Source organism: Streptomyces aurantiacus (assembly GCF_001418335.1).
Lineage (GTDB): Bacteria > Actinomycetota > Actinomycetes > Streptomycetales > Streptomycetaceae > Streptomyces > Streptomyces aurantiacus.
The window spans coordinates 35,286-54,372 of sequence record NZ_LIPP01000159.1 but is presented as its reverse complement, the minus strand read 5'-3'; the positions used below and the strand labels follow the sequence as shown (position 1 = coordinate 54,372).

Annotated in this window: 18 protein-coding genes; 14 read left to right on the top strand and 4 right to left on the bottom strand. The window is 67.8% G+C overall.

Annotated features, from left to right (window positions below):
• Positions 1 to 7 precede the first annotated feature (7 nt).
• Positions 8 to 565 (top strand): GNAT family N-acetyltransferase, encoded by a 558-nt coding sequence (locus AOK01_RS21870; protein ID WP_055514270.1) that lies wholly within the window; start codon positions 8 to 10, stop codon positions 563 to 565.
• A 351-nt stretch (positions 566 to 916) separates the two neighbouring features.
• Here AOK01_RS21870 and AOK01_RS21865 read toward each other — a convergent pair whose 3' ends face one another.
• Together AOK01_RS21865 and AOK01_RS21860 are read right to left on the bottom strand one after the other, a co-directional pair.
• On the bottom strand, positions 917 to 2,764 hold the full coding sequence (locus AOK01_RS21865; protein ID WP_055514268.1) for an FG-GAP-like repeat-containing protein: 1,848 nt from the start codon (positions 2,762 to 2,764) through the stop codon (positions 917 to 919).
• 67 nt (positions 2,765 to 2,831) lie between these two features.
• On the bottom strand, positions 2,832 to 3,563 hold the full coding sequence (locus AOK01_RS21860) for a hypothetical protein (protein ID WP_055514266.1): 732 nt from the start codon (positions 3,561 to 3,563) through the stop codon (positions 2,832 to 2,834).
• A 388-nt stretch (positions 3,564 to 3,951) separates the two neighbouring features.
• On the opposite strand from AOK01_RS21860, the gene AOK01_RS21855 reads away from it, so the two are divergent.
• The gene (locus AOK01_RS21855; protein WP_055514264.1) at positions 3,952 to 5,052 is read left to right on the top strand and encodes a hypothetical protein; all 1,101 of its coding nucleotides are present in this window, start codon (positions 3,952 to 3,954) and stop codon (positions 5,050 to 5,052) included.
• 43 nt (positions 5,053 to 5,095) lie between these two features.
• On the top strand, positions 5,096 to 5,590 hold the full coding sequence (locus AOK01_RS21850) for a hypothetical protein (RefSeq protein WP_055514262.1): 495 nt from the start codon (positions 5,096 to 5,098) through the stop codon (positions 5,588 to 5,590).
• A gap of 58 nt (positions 5,591 to 5,648) precedes the next feature.
• Here the strand turns inward: AOK01_RS21850 and AOK01_RS21845 are convergent, their stop codons facing one another.
• On the bottom strand, positions 5,649 to 7,172 hold the full coding sequence (locus AOK01_RS21845; protein WP_055514332.1) for an NHL domain-containing protein: 1,524 nt from the start codon (positions 7,170 to 7,172) through the stop codon (positions 5,649 to 5,651).
• A gap of 248 nt (positions 7,173 to 7,420) precedes the next feature.
• On the opposite strand from AOK01_RS21845, the gene AOK01_RS21840 reads away from it, so the two are divergent.
• On the top strand, positions 7,421 to 8,452 hold the full coding sequence (locus AOK01_RS21840) for a saccharopine dehydrogenase (protein WP_055514330.1): 1,032 nt from the start codon (positions 7,421 to 7,423) through the stop codon (positions 8,450 to 8,452).
• Here AOK01_RS21840 and asnB read toward each other — a convergent pair.
• The gene (asnB, locus tag AOK01_RS21835) at positions 8,432 to 9,952 is read right to left on the bottom strand and encodes an asparagine synthase (glutamine-hydrolyzing) (RefSeq protein ID WP_055514260.1); all 1,521 of its coding nucleotides are present in this window, start codon (positions 9,950 to 9,952) and stop codon (positions 8,432 to 8,434) included. The two genes, AOK01_RS21840 and asnB, sit on opposite strands and share 21 nt — an antisense overlap.
• Before the next feature lie 1,544 nt (positions 9,953 to 11,496).
• Between asnB and AOK01_RS21825 the strand changes: the two genes are divergently transcribed.
• The 10 genes from AOK01_RS21825 to AOK01_RS21780 all read left to right on the top strand — a co-directional run bounded on the left by AOK01_RS21825 (position 11,497) and on the right by AOK01_RS21780 (position 19,037).
• Positions 11,497 to 11,907: a hypothetical protein gene (locus AOK01_RS21825; protein WP_198427937.1), complete on the top strand. Its 411-nt coding sequence runs from the start codon at positions 11,497 to 11,499 to the stop codon at positions 11,905 to 11,907.
• On the top strand, positions 11,901 to 12,953 hold the full coding sequence (locus AOK01_RS45230) for a hypothetical protein (RefSeq protein WP_055514256.1): 1,053 nt from the start codon (positions 11,901 to 11,903) through the stop codon (positions 12,951 to 12,953). The genes AOK01_RS21825 and AOK01_RS45230 overlap by 7 nt, the downstream gene beginning before the upstream one ends.
• 226 nt (positions 12,954 to 13,179) lie before the next feature.
• On the top strand, positions 13,180 to 13,776 hold the full coding sequence (locus AOK01_RS21815; RefSeq protein ID WP_055514254.1) for an SAF domain-containing protein: 597 nt from the start codon (positions 13,180 to 13,182) through the stop codon (positions 13,774 to 13,776).
• On the top strand, positions 13,773 to 14,603 hold the full coding sequence (locus AOK01_RS43640) for a MinD/ParA family ATP-binding protein (protein ID WP_157871417.1): 831 nt from the start codon (positions 13,773 to 13,775) through the stop codon (positions 14,601 to 14,603). Before AOK01_RS21815 ends, AOK01_RS43640 begins: the two co-directional genes overlap by 4 nt.
• The gene (locus AOK01_RS21805) at positions 14,600 to 16,033 is read left to right on the top strand and encodes a TadA family conjugal transfer-associated ATPase (protein WP_079103638.1); all 1,434 of its coding nucleotides are present in this window, start codon (positions 14,600 to 14,602) and stop codon (positions 16,031 to 16,033) included. The genes AOK01_RS43640 and AOK01_RS21805 overlap by 4 nt, the downstream gene beginning before the upstream one ends.
• Complete coding sequence (locus AOK01_RS21800; protein WP_213862129.1) at positions 16,030 to 16,938, top strand: type II secretion system F family protein; 909 nt, start codon at positions 16,030 to 16,032, stop codon at positions 16,936 to 16,938. Before AOK01_RS21805 ends, AOK01_RS21800 begins: the two co-directional genes overlap by 4 nt.
• Positions 16,939 to 17,832: a type II secretion system F family protein gene (locus AOK01_RS21795; RefSeq protein ID WP_245702351.1), complete on the top strand. Its 894-nt coding sequence runs from the start codon at positions 16,939 to 16,941 to the stop codon at positions 17,830 to 17,832.
• A 44-nt stretch (positions 17,833 to 17,876) separates the two neighbouring features.
• Positions 17,877 to 18,071: a hypothetical protein gene (locus AOK01_RS21790; RefSeq protein ID WP_157871415.1), complete on the top strand. Its 195-nt coding sequence runs from the start codon at positions 17,877 to 17,879 to the stop codon at positions 18,069 to 18,071.
• Between the two features lie 10 nt (positions 18,072 to 18,081).
• Positions 18,082 to 18,549, top strand: coding sequence for a TadE/TadG family type IV pilus assembly protein (locus tag AOK01_RS21785; RefSeq protein WP_107099877.1), 468 nt, complete (start codon positions 18,082 to 18,084; stop codon positions 18,547 to 18,549).
• 8 nt (positions 18,550 to 18,557) lie between these two features.
• Positions 18,558 to 19,037, top strand: a complete 480-nt coding sequence (locus AOK01_RS21780) for a TadE/TadG family type IV pilus assembly protein (protein WP_342671055.1) — start codon at positions 18,558 to 18,560, stop codon at positions 19,035 to 19,037.
• Positions 19,038 to 19,087 lie beyond the last annotated feature (50 nt).

The window sequence follows — 19,087 nt, the reverse complement described above, 5'->3', positions numbered from 1 at the left end:
CCCCGGCATGTACCCGGTCAGCCGCCACAGCCAGCGCCTGGAACTGCGCGAACTCGTCCTCGACGATGTCGCCGCGGTGCACGAAATCTATGGAAGTGCCACAGCAACGGAACATCTGTCGTTCGAGCCCCGCACCCTCGACCAAGTCACGCAGATCGTGGCCCGGTCGGCGGCCTCGGCCACCGCAGAGCCACGGACCGAATACGCACTCGCCGTCGTCCAACGGGACACCGGCGACCTGATCGGGTTCGGCCGACTCGCCACCGACCCGCACCAGCAGCGCGGAGCCACCTTCGGCTTCGCGCTGCGCCCGGACACGTGGGGTAAGGGCTACGGCCTGGAGACCGTGCACCTTCTGCTTGGCCTGGCCTTCGAGGAGTTGCACCTTCACCGCGTATGGGGTGCACGCTCTCCACTCAACGAGGCCTCGGCGAAGACCATGACGGCCGCGGGGATGGTCGAGGAGGGTGTCATTCGGTCTCACGTTCAGAAAGCCGGGCAGTGGCGGGACTCCGTCGTGCACGCGATCGTCGACGACGAATGGGCCGCTCGTCAGCCCACCTGATCTGGCTACGGCGACGCCCTCTGGGTTCTGGAGCGATCACGAGGAGCCGTCACGGTGCATGCCGCTGCGTGCTCCGTCATGTATGCCGTGGAAGGCTTGGGCTGCCGCCTCGCCGTGGCCCTGGCCGCCGTGGCGATGAACCTGGGGAATCAGCCGCGATCGCTGACGGCGTCACCGTCACGCTGCTCCTCGCCACTGCCAGTGCGATGGCCGAGAAGCGAAGCTACAGGAATTGAGCGGCCCCATCGCTTCTCAACTCCTCCAATTCGAGCACCGAGGTGAGGCTCCGTGAACGCTGTCCAAGGCCTGTGCCAGAAACCTCAATAGCGCCTCCATAGCGCTGGGGCGCGGTTATCGGGTCCTGAAGCGGCGGAAGAGGTTGCGGGCCACGTGCACGCCGGGGCCGCCGAAGCCGACGATGTCGACGCGGCCGTCGCCGGTGATGTCGGCGAGGAAGCGGGGATGGTGGTCGACGCGCCAGGCGCCCGCGTCGTCGTTGTGGCCGAACCCGCGGCACACCATTTGGGCCTGGTCGAACTTGCCGTCGTCGTGGTTGTGCGACACCCAGACGCCCTCGTCGCCGAAGCCGACGATGTCCGGATTGCCGTCGCCGGTGACGTCGGCGAGGAGCCGGAGGTGCTTCTCGCCGGTCCATCCCTGGGTGTGCCCGAAGTCGTTCAGGACGAGTTGCGCGGGCTCGAACGTGCCGTCGCCGCGCCCGCGGGAGACGACGACACCGTGCGGGCCGAAGCCGACGATGTCCACAGCTCCGTCGGCGGTGGTTCTGACCAGGTATCGGGGGTGTTCCTGGACCGAGCTCCACCCCTGGTCGACCCCGAATTCGTCGAGGACGTATAGAGGTTCGGCGAAGGTACCGTCCTCGTCCTGGAGTGAGATCCAGACTCCGTCGTCATGGCAGCCGAGGATGTCGAGCCTGTTGTTACCCGTGGTGTCGGCGAGGAAGCGGGGGTGTTCGTGGGCGAGCCAGCCGCCCGCGTCCTCACTGTGGCCGAACGCGCGGAGGACGGGCTCCTCGCCGATCGGTGCGAAGGTACCGTCCTCGTCCTGGAGTGAGATCCAGACTCCGTCCTCGTGACAGCCGACGATGTCGAGTCTGTCGTCACCGGTGGTGTCGGCGAGGAAGCGGGGGTGTTTGTCGGCATGCCAGCCGCCGGCTTGCGGGCCGTGGCCGAATGCCTTGAGGGCCGGCTCGCCGCCTGCGGGCGCGAACGCGCCGTCCTTGCCGTCCTCGTCCTGGCGGGAGACCCGGACTCCGTCGGCGGCGAGCACGACGACGTGCAGGCTGCCCTCGCCCGTCGTGTCGGTGAGGGTCCACAGGTCTTGAGGGCTCGCGGAGGCCGCGTACTGGTGCAGGAGGCGTTCCTCGTCGTCGAACGTCCCGTCGCCTCTGCCGGACGAGGTCACGGCCCCCTTGCCGGGTTTGAGCCCTACGATGTCCCAGCCGTCTCCCGTGGTGTCGGCGAGGAACCGCGCTCCGAGGCCGGCCCACCCGCCCGGAAGCCCGCTGGGAGAGCGGTTGGACCCGACGGTGCTCCACTCGCCGGCATCCTTGTTGCTTCCGAACCGTTCGAGCACCAGCAGTACGTTGCTGAAGGAGGGCGTCGCGTCGGGTGCCGGCCGCAGCGCGGCCGAGTGGGCCAGCCGCCAGGACCGGCGGCCGTTCCAGTGGCTCAGCGGTGCCCACCGCAGCACGGGGTCGCTGATGCGCTCGGGCTCGGCCGGGACGAAACGCCACCGCTGGCTTGCCACGCTGTCGTCGTACTCGCGCAGGACGATCCGGACGCCGTCTTCACCGTCCTCGCCGGAGTCGTCAAGGTCGAGAACAGCGCCGTCGGTCACGTCCTCGATGAAGTAAAGGCCCGCTTCGCCCTCGACGGGGACGACGTGCCACTGCTGACTCTGCTTGTCGGCGGCGGCATTCCCCTGGCGGACGCCGCCGTCCGCGGCGGCGGGGCCGTCGAGCACCTTGTCGCCGACCGCGTTGCGGATCACATACGCCTGGTCGTCCTGGCTGTTCTGTGCGGGGGTGATGCGCCACCGTTCCGGAGGCGGGCCGTCGTCGGGGAAGTCACGGACGACGAGCGCCCCGTCCTCGCTCGGCACGGCCCGGGCGCCGAGAGGCTGCCCCGTGGCGGCGTTGACGATCTCCAGCTTCAGTTCTTCTGCGGGCACGGGCATCGTGGTGCCTCTTCCAGGCGGTGCGGGCGTTGGCTCGGGACGGATGGGACGCGATGGTGGCCGCAGGTCACGTGAAGATGTGGTGGTACGGGACGTTCCACTCGCTGGGCAGCCGCGGGTAGAACGTGTTGATGACCGTCCCGGTGAAGTCGCCGCCCCAGTTGTAGGTGAGACGCGCCTGGCTCTTGGCCGTCACCGTGTGGTCCTGGAACCCGAGGATGGTGTCGGGGTGGGTGATGGGTACGAAAGTGATTCCGCCCCACGGCGTCACCGTGACGACCCAGAGCTGGGTGTCCTCGGGCGCGCCGTTCTTCCCGCGCCACTTGTCACCGACCTCGCCGGGGAGGCCGACCCGGACGGCGTCGTTCGGGTCTTTGGGGGCGTCCTGGTGGACGGTGACGCGCCTGCGCTGCGGCTTCGGTGCGCCGTCGTCGCCGCGCCCGGCCTCGGCCTCGGTCTCGGCTTCCGCCGTGCCGGCGGGCGGAGGCGTCACCTGGCCCGCGGCGCTCTCGATGAAGTACAGCGGCCGCTGCCCGAAGAAGCCTCCGGGGGTGATGTACCAGAGGTGACCCTGCGCCTCCTTGGTGTCCGGGTCGAGCGTGGTCGCCAGCTCGACGCCCTTGTCGTGGATTGTCTTCTCCAGTTCGGCGGGCCGCAGGTATCCGCCGTTGAAGGCGTGGACGAGCATGACCGGCCGGTTTTCCAGCAGCGCTGCCACGATCGCGTTGTCGTAGCTGTTCACCGCCACCGGACCGCCGACCACCAAATTCGACATCGCCGTGCGCTCTTGGGTGTACATCGCGGAAACCTCACCTGTTCTTGAAGCGGAGAAAAATACGGGAGAACAACGCACAGGGCGCTCAGGAAACGATTAAGCACGTGACGCAACTGCAAGGTCAATGGCCCGTGGTCAAGACGACCTCGAAAAGCGAATGAACGACCGAAGAAAATGACCACAAAACCGGCAAGATGCCAGTTCACACCACACCTTGGCGTGAATTCATGAAAGGCGTCGAGTAAGCCGCCGGGGACAGGTGGTGAGCCCTCATCACTCGATTGAGCGTGATATGGAAGCGAGGTCTTTTCCAGTAATGTGGCCCGTGCTAGCTTCGCTTGTCGGGACGTGTGCAGATTTCTGTTCCCATTTCACCGAGCGTGGTTTCGGCCGGATCAGTCGAGGATAGAAAATGCCTTCCAACGCGTACAACCTGGAACAGGCCAAACGTCAACCGCTGACCAAGAAGAATCTGCGGGAACTCAACATCCAGCAGGCCGTACAGTCCATCCTGAACCAACCCGGTCTGGTCCACGTCGACGACTACGGTGTGCGGCACAAGCCCGTCGGCTTCTCCCTGAACAAGGTGGGCTTCGGCCGCTACACGGGCAGCCTGGCTTTCGACCTGGGGTGGCTCGCCTACATGAACCTCGGGGAGCCGCTGATCGAGGAGCGGCGCAACATCAGCCAGCCGCCGCCCGACACGTTCTCCTCGCGCACCTACGTCAACCGCAGCGAGAAGTCCGAGATGGACTTCACCGACTCGGTCAATTTCACCGTGTCGAACGGAGTCACGTGGTCGCTCCAGGGAGACACCAAGCTCACCTTCGGCGGCGACGTCAGCGCACAGCTCCAGCTGCAGCTTCAACTGCAGCTCGGCCTGAACCTCCAGGCACAGCTCCAGGCGCAGCTCAAAAACGAGATCACCGGCAAGAGCTCGAACACGATGACCAGCAAGAACAGCCCGGAAAGCACCGGGATGGACAACGCCAACGCCGTCGACATGGGAACGACCAACGGGGTGACGAACACCGCGTCGGGCTCGGTGACAGGCTCGACCTCGTTCACGACCACGGGCAGCGCCTCCGGCAGCGCGGGGCTCGACGCCTCGCTGGCGCAGGGCGTCGCGGCTTCCGTCGACGGCTCTCTGACCACCGGTTGGGCCTCGACATCACAGATCTCCGGCAAGGTCCCCGCGGGCTCCCGTGTGGAGACCCTCGTGACACAGCGCCGTACCCACAAGCAGTACACGTACGAGATCCCGGTGACCTTTTCCGGGTTGCTCGCGGTCGAGTACAAGGTGCCGGTGCCGGTCCTGTCTCCCCCGCAGCAAGGGGACTACCCCGGCCTCAGCCGGTGGGTCGCCCGCGACATCGGCGACATCGGCCTGACAGACGGTGGATTCCGTATGAAGGGGCTGGCCGAGGTCGTCTCCGCTCTGGAGGTCCACCACACGATGTTCGACAGCGAGAGCCTGACCGACAGCCGGCGAGCGCTGTACAAGAAGCCATGACCGGGCAGGCGGCACCATCACTACGACGACAGAGGTGACGACCATGGTGTTCCAGAACATCTTTGACTCCGCGAGCAAGGGTGCGCGGCTCTTCTCGGTGACCACCGACCGCGACAAGCCGCAGCCAGGAGCAGACGTCGACTTCGAGGACGCCGACGACTACACGTACGACGACACGAGCACGAGCCTGTTCACCAGCGCGATTCACGGGGCTTCCTCCCGGGCGAAGATCGTGCAGGAGCAGTCACCCGAAGCGCGGGTCGTGCTGGGCTTCCTCGGTACCTTCATCCAGACCAGCCGGGAAGGCGCCGACGCCCAGGCCGAGTACGCCCGGGATCCCAGCTCGGTGTCCACGGCGGCCGCCGGCATGCGGAAGTCGAGTGAGACGGTGATCAAGGACGACGACCTCAAGAAGCCCACGAGCCTGAAGGACATGCCGACGAAGGACGAGTGCATGAAGCCCAAGCCGGACCCCCCGAAGGCCGAGCCGCCCACAGCCCCCGAGGTGAAGGCCAAGAAGCCGGAACAGTCCTCGTAGCCGTCCGGGGGCGAGGGGTCAGGGGTGGCACGCTCGCCCCTGACCCCTCATTCGTGTGTCACACGGTCAGCAGCTGCCACTGCCGGTCGCGGTGGTCGCTCCCCGACCCGTGCTGCTTGATCGCCGAGGGGGCGTTGGTTTCGACGCGCAGGAGCAGACCGCTGTGCCGATTCGCGATCTCGTACACCCGCGGGGTGTCGGTCCCGGAGCCCACCGGAATCAGCCTCCACTGCTGGTGGTGTGCCTCCGCACCCTCGTAAGCGCGCTGCGCGACCACCGCCCCCTCCGCAGTCCCTGCTCCGACGACCTCCAGGACCTTGCCGCTGCGCACGTTCTCGATCCTGTACAGGACGTCGCCGTCGTCGTCCTGAGCTGTCACGATCAGCCGCCACCGCTGGTGAGCCCTGGGGGAGGCGAGGGCCTGGTGGATCGGCGCGCCGTCCTTGGTGGACTCACGCAGCACCCCCATCCGCAGCCTGCTACGGACGCTGACCCAGGAGACCACCGTGCCCGAATCGGGCAGCCCGGCCATCTTCGCCGACGAAATCTTCCGAACCCGGTTGTTTTTCCGGTCGGCGATGTAGAGGTTGTCGACGCAGTCCACAGCGAGGCCGCGCGGCTGATGCAGTTGGGCCTCGGCGGCCGGACCGCCGTCACCACCGTCCGCCTGGGTGCCCGTGCCGGCGACCGTGCTAATCGTCCCGTCAAGGACCTTACGGACCCGGTGGACGCTGTGTTCGGCGATGTAGAGGGCGCCATCGCTGTCCACCACCACCGCCACGGGGTGGTCCAGCTGGGCCTCCACGGCTGGGCCGCCGTCACCGCCAGAGCCCTTGATGCCCGTACCCGCGACCGTGCTGATTTCTCCGTGGACTGTGACCTTCCGGATCCGGTTGTTGTCGGCATCAGCGATGTAGAGGTTGCCTGCTCTGTCCACCGCCACCCCGTGAGGGTTGTTCAGCTGCGCTGAAACTGCTTGACCGTTGTCCCCCTTGGATCCAGCGGTCCCGTTTCCCGCGACCGTACTGATCGTTTGGTTTACGATCTTCCGGATCCGACGGTTATTGTTGTCGGCGACGTAGAGGACGCCGGTGCTGTCCACCGCCACCCCGAACGGGCAGTTCAACCGGGCGTCGGTGGCGGGGCCGCCGTCACCGCTGAATCCTGCGGTGCCCGTGCCGGCGACCGTGCTGATCTTCCCGTCTTTGGCGATCTTCCGGATCCGGTGGTTATCGGCATCAGCGATGTAGATGGCACCCATACTGTCCACCGCCACCTCACGCGGGCCGTTCAGCTGCGCCTTTACGGCTGGGCCGCCGTCACCGCCAGAGCCCTTGATGCCCGTGCCCGCGACCGTACGGATCTCCCCCTCAGTGGTGACCTTACGGACCCGTTGGTTGCTGTAGTCGGAGATGTAGAGGACGGCGTTGCCGTCCACCGCGACCCCGTACAGGTAGTTCAACTCTGCTAGAACAGCAGGCCCATCGTCCCCTTTGAACCCCGCGACCCCGGTCCCCGCGACCGTGCTGATCCGAGGGGCAAAGTCCTCGTCACCTGTCGCTGCCTCCTGGGCAGTGCTCATCGTCGCCCCTTCACCGTTCACCAACCGTCCACTACAGAAGGTTGCCGTGTGATTCCAGAAAGTCATAAGAGTCTTGGGGCTGGCAATTCCACTTCCGGGTGGTTTGCGGAGCGCGGTGACGCGACACCGCACCTGACCTGCACGTCGGCTCCCGCCCACGCCCGGAGGCGCCGAACAGGCGCGGCGAACCGCATATTCGGGCATATGTCGCGGACACTTATGCGGTGCCTGACACGCTGCGCCTCTGGATGAGACACGAATCCCGGCGGACCGAGCGACGTGCCGCTCTCGTGCCCGAAGACGCCCGCAAGCTGATCGCACAAGGGGTGCGCGTGACTGTCGAGGAGTCCCCGCAGCGTGCCTTTGCCGACCACGCGTACGCGGATGCCGGCTGTGCGATCGCACCGCAGGGCAGCTGGGGCAGCCGTTGCCCAGCGACGGACTACGTCCTGGGCCTCAAGGAACTCCCCGAAGAACCAACGGAGTTGACCCATCGGCACATCTTCTTCGGGCACGCCTACAAGGGGCAGGTGGAAGCGCCGCGGCTGCTGCGGCGCTTCGAGGCCGGTGGCGGCACACTGCTCGACCTCGAACACCTCCTCGACGCCGACGGCCATCGCGTCGTCGCCTTCGGCTACTGGGCGGGCTACGCGGGTGCCTCCCTGGCCGTTCTCCGGCACCGGTGCGCGCTGACGGCGCCGCTCACCCCCTCGTCCCAGGAGGAACTGCGCGGGCGGCTGGCCCCTGGCCGACGCGTCGGCGGCGTCACCGCCGTGGTGATCGGTGCGGACGGGCGCGCGGGGCGCGGGGCCTGCGACGCGCTCAGCACGGCCGGTATCGAACCGACCCGTTGGGGACGTGATGACACCCGCTGTCTGGACCGTGACGCACTCCTCGCGCACGACATCCTCGTGAACGCCATCGGCAGCTGCCGGCCTGTACCTCCGTTCCTGACGAAGGCCGAACTGGACGACGAGCAACGGCGGTTGTCGGTGATCGCCGATGTGACGTGCGACGTGGGCTCCGAGCTGAACGCGCTACCCGTCTACGACCATGTCACTGACTGGGTCCGCCCCGTGGAGCGGCTGTGCAGTGATCCCCGTCCCCTCGACGTCATCGCCATCGACAATCTCCCCTCCCTCGTTCCGGCCGAGGCCAGCCGTGCCTTCTCCGCCGACCTGTGGCCCCTTCTGCTGACGTTGCGGGAGGGCTCAGAAGTCTGGGAGCGCTGTCGGGGGGCGTTCCGTAACGCCGTCGCCTCACTCGGCGCGCGGGGCTGAACGGCCCAGGGCCCGCACCGGATCGACGCCGGGGAACTCGGCGCGCCACAGCGCGTAGAAGGCCGCCTCCTCCTCGGCGTCGCCCATGGCGGTCTGGGTGGGACCCGCCGCAGTCAGGCCCGCGGTGAGGACGTCCTTGGCCCCGGAGCCGTGGCCGAACTGGAGCTTCCCGCGACGCAGGATCTCCTCCGGCAACCAGCCGGTGAAGGCGTCCCGCAGCAGCCTCTTCTCCTCGACACCAGGGCCGATCATCTTGTGTTCCGGTGGGATCGAGAGCGCCAGTTCGATGACGTCCCGGTCGAGGAACGGAACCCTGGCCTCAAGGCCGTACGCCATCGTCGTACGGTCGCAGCGTTGCAGGTTCTCCCAGTGCAGCCCCTGAACGGTCTCCACCAGCCTGGCCTGAAGGGCCTCGGGGGCCAGGAACGGCTCGCGGTGGCAGTCCGGGTAACCGGCGAACAGCTCGTCCGCGCCTTCCCCGGTGAGTACGGCCCGTACGTGCTGGGAGGCGTACTCGGCGAGCAGCAGGTTCGGCACCGCGCTGCGTACCAGGTGCACGTCGAAGTGCTCGATCGCCCGCACCGCTCTCGGCAGAGCCGCCACCGCGTCCTCGGGGGTCATCACCACCTCGTGGTGCTCGGTGCCGAGATACTCCGCGACCACGCGCGCGGCCAGCAGGTCGGGGCTGCCCGGCGTACCGACCGCGAACGTCGGGAGCGGCCGGCGGTGCCCGTGACGCGTCGCGTACTCCGCGGCCACGGCCGTGACGATCGCCGAGTCCAGGCCACCGGAGAGGAACACGCCGATGCCCACGTCGCTCATCATCCGGTCCTCGACCGCGCTGACGATCGTCTCGCGTACCGCCTTGAGCAGCGTCTCGTCCCACTGGTCCGGTGCGATGCGCTCCTGAGGGCGTCGGGCGGGACGCACCCGGGGAGGCACGGCGTCGGCGAAGCGGACCAGACCGCCGCGCGGGCTCCAGCAGCATCCCGGCGGGAAGCTCTCCACCAGCGGACGGTCGGCCGGGTCGAAGGCACGCAACTCGCTGGCGAACAGCACACAGCCGTCCTTGCGCGCCCAGTACAGCGGTTTCACCCCCAGGGCGTCACGGGCGACAAGGAGCGAGCCGGCTTCGTCGACATGGGCGAGCGTGAACATGCCGCGGAGCCGCGTCAGTCCGGCGGGACCGTCCACGAGCAGCACCTGCAGAGCCGCCTCACTGTCGGAACCCGTCGTGAAGCGTTCCGGGCCCAGTTCCTCCCTGAGGTGGAGATGGTTGTAGATCTCGCCGTTGACAACGAGGCAGGAACGGCCGTCCGGCCCCACGAGCGGCTGGTGGCCGCCGGGCGGATCCATGATGGACAGTCGCTGGTGGCCCAGCCAGACGTCTTTGCGGTGCGTCTCTCCCGTGTCGTCCGGGCCGCGGTGCGCGATCCGGGCCAGCATTTCCCGGCAGAGCGGGAGGTCAATCTCGCCGACCGCCGCAACGATTCCGCACATGGTGGGTGATCCTCCTCGAAGCTCACGGCAACGGGCGAAGACTCGAACTGAGACTCTTCGCCCCTGTCGTGGGTGGTGTTCCGTAGCGTCGGCTCGATGTAGTGGGTGTAGCCGCCGGTCTGACGTCATCGCGCCGGACGTCGGTGACAGCGGTGGGAGCGGAACTGCCGGTCACGCTCTCGCTGCCGAGTTGGCCGACGCTCCCCGCCCCCCCGCTCATCGCCGTGGGCCGGATCTCGTCCGCGATGACGAAGGTGGCGGCCAGTACGGCTCACGCAGCCTTCGTACCCAGGACGGCTACGATGCGCCCCCGCACGGTGCGACGCGCTACAGATGACAGGTGACATGCCGCTCCTTCGGGACCTGAGAGCGAGCCGAGCGTTCCGGCGGAGTGACGGGGCACGTCTCGTCCCAGGAACTGTGTGCTGAGAACCAGCGGGGGAACGGCTGTGCGACGTTTACAGCTTTACCTAGACCCGACGGTGCCGCGAGCGGCCCATGAGCGATATCACTCGTTCGGCGGTCAGCTGTGCAAAGAGGTGCGCCACAGGGGCGTGCCGGCCAGCATGCTGATGTCTGGCGCCGTCCCTGCGTTTCCGCCGTATCCGCGCGGTACGCGGCTGGGACGAGCCTGCGGGGCGAATGGCACTTTCGGCTCCGTGGCACGGGACCAGCCTAGGAACTGCATGGTCTCAGTCTCCCAGTCCCCAAGCAGCCTCTGCGGGGTCTCGGGCATCACCCGTACGGCTCCTCCACGTCCGTGGACGAAGTCCGCCGCAGCCCTTAAACACACGCCAGCTGAAAGTTGAGCCGGGCTATCGAGCGACAACTCTACGGACGGGCGGGATTCGGACTCCTCCGCAAGATGATTCGGCTCCAGTGACGCTCCGCTACCGCTGTCTAAGATCTGTGTCAGTGCCCGCTGAAGTCCGCCCTAGCCAGTAGAGAACTGCAGCCCGCAGTCATTGAGCCAGTGGAGGATGGGTTCACCTCCGCTCGCGCGGAGCGGACATAGCGACATCCTCCACGATCCGCTCTGGCCGCGGTTCACCTCCGCTCGAGCGGAGGTGAACCGCAGGTACACCCGGGGCCGGTGTCTCACTGCCGTGCTCACCGAGCCTATGAACGCTATTGCAGCTTGACAGCAGCTCCTGGCTGAACTGGCAGGCATAAGGATTTGAAAGCCCAGCTCGTACTTCAGAGTAAAAGGTCGGTCAAGTTGCCGCTCCTACCTTGAAGTTGGTTCGTGTTCGCACCTTGCAGTAGGAACGAATCCGGACGGTAGGTCTGGAGTCCGCCCAGATTCCGGGTGGTTCTATCTGCGCCGTTCGCGAGGTGATGTGACCGTGGTGATTGCAAGGGCATACACGCATGCCAGATGGCGGGCTGCCGAAGCGGCCTTCGGTGCCACGGCGGTGTTGCTGGCCGCGAGCTGCACGGCATCCGATACGCCGAGTGTGGCGCCTTCACAGAGTGGTGGGACGCCTGACGCCGTCGCGAGCCGCCCGTCCTCCGCGAGGCCGTCGTCCGCGTCCCCGGCGGAGGTGGCCCGGAAGCGTGCCAAGGCGGCGTATGCGGCGATGTGGCGAGACATGGCGCGGGCGGGGAAGACCGCGGACTGGAGGTCTCCCAAGCTGGCGGCGCATGCCACCGGTGATGCGTTGTCGGTGATGTCCCGCGTCCTGTACGCGGATCATGTCAACGGGCTCGTCAGCAAGGGAGCGCCGAAGAACTCCCCCAAGGTGACGTCGGTGGCCCCGCCGGATCGTCCGACCACCGTGATGATCGAGGACTGCGGAGACTCGACGGACTGGCTGCAATACCGGAAGGACACTGGCAAGCTCGCGGACGACAAGCCTGGTGGCCGGCGTGCTATCACCGCTGAGGTGAAGCAACAGGTCGACGGCACGTGGAAGGTGACGCGATTCGCAGTCGACGGGTTGGGATCATGCTGAAGCGGTCGGTGGTGACCTTCGGCCTGTCCATCGCGGTGGTGGTCGCCGGCGCGGCAGTGGCGATGGCTGGGGACGAATGGGGATCGGCGGAATGCTCCCAGAATCCGCTTCCAGGGTGCGAGCTGGGCGCGGGGTCAGGTGGTCATGACCCCGCACCTCGGCCCGACGCTGGCGGACCTTCCTCGGGCAGCGGCAGTTCGGGCGGCAGCGGAAGTAGCCGCGGAGGTCAGGAACAGCCCAAGAGCGAGGACCCGGATCTGAACCTGGCGGACTGCTCCTATCGGCGCAGCAGCTACCAGTCCCCGCCGACGGCGGTGCAGGCCGCGTACGGTGACCGGCCGGGTGGCGGGGCCGTGGTGGTGCAGGTGCCCGCGTATTTCTCGACTGCACAGGGCTCGACGGTGCCGGTGCCGGTGGCGGATCCACAGCCGGGGGAGGCCGGTGCTTGGTATGTGTACAAGTGCACCGCCGGCGGTGTCCGGGATGCCTTGTACCGGCCCCCTGTGTGGATTCCGGACGGGCCGGAGCAAGATGCTGAGCGTCAGCCGACCCCGGGCCAGCTGGCGCAGACGGCACGGGATCAGTTGCAGTTGCCGTCGCTGCGTATCGAGACGAACCCGGCGGGTGACCAACTGGTCGACCTGCCCACCTGGTTGTGGCTCGATCGCAGTCAGTGGGAGGCGGTGTCGGCGACGGCATCGGTGCCGGGGGTCTCGGTCACAGCTGTGGCCCGCCCGACGTCGGTGGTGTGGACGATGGGCGACGGCAGTTCGGTGACGTGCGACGGTCCTGGGACACCGTACGGAACGGCCGGCCCGGGGACTTCGGCCCCAGGCAGTCCTCGGAGTGCTTCGCCGGATTGCGGTCATACCTATCGCTTGTCCTCGGCTGGGCAGCCGGACGGCGCGTATCCCGTGTCGGCGACGGTGCACTGGACGGCGACCTGGACCGGGGCCGGTCAGAGCGGCGTTTTCCCCGGCCTGACGACCACCTCGACTGCGGCCTTCCGGGTCGAGGAGAGCCAGGCGCTGAACAACGGCGGATGACGCCGACGCCTCCTTCCTGAACCTCAGGGGGAGGCAGGTAACCCCGTATCTGAATTGCGATCGCCGCGTCGTTTGGCGCGGCGCTGAGAAGTCCTGTGCCAGGAGGAGGCCGTTGATGGGTACCCGTGCGCCCACACAATCGGATCTTGAGGCCGGGGGAGGTGTATCCCCGGCTGGTCGGTGGCTTGGGCGTCGCGATGATCAGGCGCCGGCCCGGGTGAGGAGGGTGGCGCGGCGCCGTAGCCTGCCGTACCTGTTGCTCGGCGTCCTGCTGGTTCTCAGTTGTGCGACGGGAGGCGTGGTGGTGGCCATCCAACTCGGTCACCGCGAAGCTGTGTTGGTCCTGGCTCACCCTGTCGCCGTGGGACAGGAGCTGTCCTCGCAGGACGTGCGCGAGGTGAGTATCTCGGTGGACAGCAGCCTTGCGGTGATCCCCGCGCGCTCGCGGTCACAGGTTCAGGGACGTGCCGTTGCCTACGCCCTGCCGGCGGGGGCGCTGCTGACGAGGGATGTACTCGGCGACGCGCATGTTCCTCCGCCGGGGCAGGCGGTGGCCGCCGTGGGGCTGAAGACCGGCCAGTATCCCCCCGATCTACAGGCGGGAAGTCGCGTCACGGTGGTCGCCGCGGCGAGCGACTCATCCACCGGCTCCACGTCTTCCCGCTCCTCGGCGTGGAACGCGACGGTGACGGGTGTCCACTCCAGTGCCGACGATCAAGTTACGGCGGTGTCGCTCCAGATGGCCCAGGATGACGCGCGCCAGCTGGCGGCAGCGCCCACCGGCCGGATCAGCGTCGTCATGGTGAGTGGAGGCAGGCGGTGACGCTGGTGGCACTGTGCAGTGTGAAGGGTTCTCCGGGTGTGACCACGGCCGCGCTGGGCCTGGCGGCACGGTGGCCTGCTGGAGACCTTCCGGTAGTGGTGGAGTGCGATGCGGCCGGAGGCGACCTGCTCGCTCGCTTCCGCCTGGAGACCTCTCCGGGCCTGGTGAGTCTGGCGGCTGCGGTGCGTCGAGGTGCGGAGCCTGGGCTGGTGTGGCAGCACACGCAGCGTCTGCCCGGCGGTCTGCCGGTCGTGGCCGGCCCGGCTGGGGCGGAGCAGGCGCGCGCAGCGCTGGAACAGATCACCGACGGCGGGGCGGCAGTGCTCCGGCGTGCTGCGGATCGTCCCGGCACCGTGGTGGTCGCCGACTGCGGACAGGTCGGCCAGGGTTCCGCGTCCCTGGGCATTCTTCGCGTCGCGGATGTGGTGTTGCTGTTGGCCCGTTCCCAGGATGACGCTTTGGCTCATGTGGTCGCCAGCCTCGATGTAGTTGCACGCTGGTCGCAGCCTCTCAGCTGTGTGCTGGTCGGCGGCGGTTATCGGACCGGCGAGGTCGCTCAGACGCTGGGCATCGAGGTGATCGGCCGGCTTCCGGATGACCACCACGGTGCGGCGGTGTTGTGCGGTCGGCCCGGACGGCGCTCTGCATCAACGCAGTCACCTCTGGGCCGGGCTCTGGCCCGCATCGCGGCGTTGGCTGCCTCCCGTGCGTTGACTCCACTCGGAGGAAAGGAGCAGGCAGCGGGCTTCCGGAAGAGAGGCTCCATCAGCCCATACCCGGAGAGACAGGGCAGTCCGCACACGTCGTGGGAAGGGGTATCCCGATGAGCGAGCCGGGAAGAAAACGTGTCTCGCTTCCCTACGGCGGAGTCGTTCCCCCGTACGAACCGGCAGGGCGGATGCCCACAGCCGGGGACAACGGCGCTGACATGGAGATCGGTTCACCCGCGGAGTGGCTGCGACGCCGCTTACGACATGAACTGCCGGCGCGGCTGACGGAGCAGATCCACGCCCACGAATCCGAGGGGCGCGGCCCGATGACGGAATCACAGCGCCGGGAACGGGTGCAGAAGATCCTGTCGGACATCGCGGAGGAGCACGCCCAGGAGATGATCAACCACGGCCAGAGCGTGGTGGCGCCGGACGTCGAGCAGTTCGTCATCGCCTCCGTGGTGAACGAGGTGCTTGGGCTGGGCGGTCTGGAACCGCTGCTGAGCGACCCACACATCGAAAACATCAATGTCAACGGCAGCCGGGTCTTCGTGCGCTACGCGGACGGCCGCCGCAAGCAACTGCCACCCGTGGTGGCCTCGGACGCCGACCTGGTCCAGCTCATCCGCCAATTGGCGGCACGCTCCGGGGCGGAAGAGCGCCGCTTCGACCGGGGCAGCCCCGGAGTGAACTTCCAACTACCGGGGGGAGAGCGGGCGTTCGCCGTGATGGCGGTCACCGCCCGCCCAGCCTTGGCGATCCGCCGGCACAGGTTCCAGCGCGCCACGCTCGCTGAACTACGCGAGAACGGCACCATCGACCCGGGGCTGGAATCCTTCCTCGGCGCCGTGGTCCGTGCGAGGAAGAACATCCTGGTCACCGGCGGGACAGTGATGGGCAAGACCACCATGCTGCGCGCCCTGGCTTCTCAGATCCCCGCGTGGGAACGGCTGATCACCATCGAGGACGTCTACGAGCTCGGCCTCGGGGCGGACACCGAGGCACACCCGGACGTGGTTGCCATGCAGGCGCGTGAGGCGAACATCGAGGGCAAGGCCGCGATCAGCCAGGCAGAACTGGTGCGATGGGCGCTGCGGATGTCACCGGACCGGGTCATCGTCGGCGAGGTCCGCGGACCCGAGGTAATCCCGATGTGCAACGCCATGTCCCAGGGCAACGACGGCTCCATGGGCACCTTGCACGCCTCCACCAGCCGGGGCGCGTTCACCAAACTGGCCGCCTACGCCGTCCAGGGCCCCGAACGACTGCCGCTGGAAGCCACCAACCTCCTGGTCGCCTCGGCGCTGGATTTCGTGGTCCACCTGGACAGGCCACGCGCAGACCAGGGCAAGCGCGTCGTGTCCTCCATCCGCGAAGTCGTCGATGCCGACGACAAACAGATCGTCTCCAACGAAGTCTTCCAACCCGGACCGGACGGGCGCGCCGTCCCAGGAGGGCCACTGCGCACCGAGACCCTGGAGGACCTGACTGCTGCGGGCTACGACCCCGACGAGACAGAGCGTGCGCAGTGGCGGTGGCAGCCGTGAACGCATACGTCCCCCTGCTCGGGCTGCTCGGACTGGGCATCGGCGCCGGCCTGCTTCTCCTGGTACGAGCCTGGTACGCCGCCCCCGGCCGGGAGGCCCGGTCGATGCCGAGCAGACGCAGCCTGCGAGATCTTCGCCGCCGAGATCACCTGGGGCAGTGGCTGGCTGTCGCGGGCGCAACAGGCGTGCTGGTAGGGGCGATCACCGGCTGGATTGTCGGAGGTCTGCTGGGGGCGATGGCCGCCTGGGCCCTGCCCCGGACCCTTCGCGGTACGACCATCAAGACCGAGACCGCCCGCATCGAAGGCATCGCCGGGTGGACCGAGATGCTCCGCGACACCCTGGCCGCCGCGGCCGGCCTCGAACAGACCATCATGGCGACCGCCCACACCGCCCCGCAGTCCATTCGGCCGCAGGTCCAGGGACTCGCCGTCCGCTTGGCGAGCGGCAAACGCCTCGCCGCCTCACTGCGGCGGCTGGCAGACGACTTGGCCGATCCGATGGCCGACCTGGTGATCGCTGCACTGGTGCTCGCCTCGGAGCACCAGGCCCGCCAACTCGCCCCGCTGCTGGGGGAGCTTGCGGCAACGGCCCGCGCCCAGGTCGAGATGCGCCAACGCATCGAGGCCAGCCGCGCCCGCACGCAAACTACGCTGCGCGTCGTGGTCATCACCACCCTGTCCTTCGCCGGCGGCCTGATCCTGTTCAACCCTGAATTTCTGGCCCCGTACGACAGTGTGACCGGGCAACTGGTCCTGCTGCTGATCGGAGCGCTGTTCACGGCCGCATTCGCCTGGCTGCGCCGGATGGCCCGCATCGAGGAGCCCGACCGCTTCTTCACAGGCCTTGAAGCCGCCACCGGCACGCAGGACCTCTCCGCACTCATTCGCCTGGAGGAGGCCTGAGTGATCACCTTGATGTTCCTGGCGGCCGGCGCAGGTATGGGGCTGTGGGCGCTGACGGTATGGCTGTTCCCGCCCAGAGCCCCACTGGCTGCCCTGATCGCCCGCCTGCAGTCGAGGCCCGCACCACCCCAGATCCTCGCCACCGGCGACAGCGGCTGGGCCGCACGGTTCGGCAGCCCCTTCAGCGGCCTGCTGCGCGGTCTGGGCCTGCCCGGCCATGAACTGAGCCAGGACCTGGCCATCGTCGGCCGTTCAGCCGAAACCCACCTGGCGGAGAAGGCGACACTTGGTGTCACAGGGCTGCTGCTGCCCGCAGCCGTCGAGCTGGCACTGGCTCTGGGCGGCCGTCCCCTCCCCTGGGGCATACCCCTGGGCGGGGCACTACTCCTGGCAGCGGGTGGCTTCCTCCTGCCGGACATGACGGTACGGGCGGAAGCCGAACGGCGCAGGACCGCTTTCCGCCATGCGCTCAGCGCGTACTTGAACCTGATCCACATCCTGCTTGCCGGGGGCGCCGGCGTGGACGGCGCTCTCACTGACGCGGCCGGCATCGGACAGGGCTGGTCCTTTCAACAGATCAGGCGCGCGCTGAACACCGCCCGCCTCACCCGCACTTCCCCCTGGACGACACTCGGACAACTCGGCGACGAACTGAAAGTCAGCGAGCTGGCCGAACTGGCAGCCGCCTTGTCCCTGGCCGGCACAGAAGGCGCGCAGGTCCGCGCCTCGCTGGCGGCCAAAGCCGCGGCCATGCGCCACCGCAACAGCGCCGAGGCGGAGGGCGACGCCAACGCAGCCACCGAGCGGATGGCTCTCCCCGGCATGCTCATGGCCTTCGGCTTCATCCTCTTCGTCTTTTATCCCGCACTCACCCAGATAACTACCGCTCTGTGACAGGGCTGTGGGTCCGCCGACCGCCGAAAGGAAAGGAAATCGCCGTGTCTGTGTTCACATCGATCTGGGTTCGAACAGCCAACGTGCTGCGAGACCACGCCTACGACGACCGGGGGAGTGTGACCCCGGAGCAGGTCATCTGGACAGCCTTCCTCGCCGGGCTCGCGATCACGGTGACCACGCTGTTCGGCCCGCAGATCCTGGCGGCCGCCCGCAACATCACCTTCGCAACCAAGTAGGAGTACCTCTATGGCGCTCACTGCGACCCGACAGCGCCGGGGACATCCCACGGCTTGTCCCTGCGCTGATGCAGACCTGTTGAGGCGACTATGGCGAGAGGACCGTGGCGCCGTCACCGTGGAGATGGTCAACATCATCCCCGCGCTCTTCACGCTCGTGATGCTCCTCGCGCAGGCCACGCTCTGGTGGCATGCTTCCCACATCGCCCAGGCCACCACGGCTCACGCACTGGCGGCCACACGGGTGGAGGACGGTACCGCCGCGGATGGACATAACCAGGCCCAACGCATACTCGACCAGCTCGGCCGCGGCCCGCTGCGCGGGGTGCACGTCAACGTCACTCGCGGCGCCGAACGCGCCGACGTCCGCATCACCGGGACCGCCAGCAGCGTTATCCCTTTCCTGCATCTACCGGTTCAGGCCCACGCAGCCGGCCCGGTCGAGCGGTTCCGCACAGTGGCTGAGGTCGCGCCGTGAGACGGCCCATGCGTACACCCCAAGTACGCTCAGCAGGCTGCAGACAAGCCAGCCGTGGGCGCACCGAGCCGATGCGCGATGCCGGATCCGGCACGCTCGAACTGGTACTGAGCATCCCCGTGTTGATCTTGATGCTGGCGTTCTTGAACTATTCAGGGCGGATGTCCGGCGCCCGACTTCAGATCGAGGACGCGGCGCACCAAGCGGCCCGCGCCGCGAGTGTGAGCCGTAGTCCGTCGGCCGCTGCCACGAACGCCCGCTCCACCGCAGAGGTGGCACTGAGCGAAGCGGGAGTGACCTGCCGTCCCGTCACCGTCGCCATTAGAGGCACCCTGCAACCCGGCTCCACGGCGAGCGCCACCGTCTCCTGCACCGTCGAGCTGCACGACCTGGCCCTGATCCACGTGCCCGGCACCACCACGCTCACCGCACACTTCGCCGCGCCCGTTGACCTCCACCGCGGCATCACCAACACCGCTGGAGGGTGACCGCTCGTGAGCCCACTCGCCGGAATCACTGCCCGCCTACGCATCCAGGC

Excerpts from the sequence above, each read along its gene's own strand:
- AOK01_RS21840 (WP_055514330.1), top strand. The coding sequence starts at position 7,421 with ATGAGACACGAATCCCGGCGGACCGAGCGACGTGCCGCTCTCGTGCCC.
- AOK01_RS21850 (WP_055514262.1), top strand. The coding sequence starts at position 5,096 with ATGGTGTTCCAGAACATCTTTGACTCCGCGAGCAAGGGTGCGCGGCTC.
- AOK01_RS21860 (WP_055514266.1), bottom strand. The coding sequence starts at position 3,563 with ATGTACACCCAAGAGCGCACGGCGATGTCGAATTTGGTGGTCGGCGGT.
- asnB (WP_055514260.1), bottom strand. The coding sequence starts at position 9,952 with ATGTGCGGAATCGTTGCGGCGGTCGGCGAGATTGACCTCCCGCTCTGC.
- AOK01_RS21855 (WP_055514264.1), top strand. The coding sequence starts at position 3,952 with ATGCCTTCCAACGCGTACAACCTGGAACAGGCCAAACGTCAACCGCTG.
- AOK01_RS21865 (WP_055514268.1), bottom strand. The coding sequence starts at position 2,764 with ATGCCCGTGCCCGCAGAAGAACTGAAGCTGGAGATCGTCAACGCCGCC.
- AOK01_RS21870 (WP_055514270.1), top strand. The coding sequence starts at position 8 with ATGTACCCGGTCAGCCGCCACAGCCAGCGCCTGGAACTGCGCGAACTC.
- AOK01_RS21785 (WP_107099877.1), top strand. The coding sequence starts at position 18,082 with ATGGCGCTCACTGCGACCCGACAGCGCCGGGGACATCCCACGGCTTGT.
- AOK01_RS21780 (WP_342671055.1), top strand. The coding sequence starts at position 18,558 with ATGCGTACACCCCAAGTACGCTCAGCAGGCTGCAGACAAGCCAGCCGT.
- AOK01_RS45230 (WP_055514256.1), top strand. The coding sequence starts at position 11,901 with ATGCTGAAGCGGTCGGTGGTGACCTTCGGCCTGTCCATCGCGGTGGTG.
- AOK01_RS21845 (WP_055514332.1), bottom strand. The coding sequence starts at position 7,172 with ATGAGCACTGCCCAGGAGGCAGCGACAGGTGACGAGGACTTTGCCCCT.
- AOK01_RS21805 (WP_079103638.1), top strand. The coding sequence starts at position 14,600 with ATGAGCGAGCCGGGAAGAAAACGTGTCTCGCTTCCCTACGGCGGAGTC.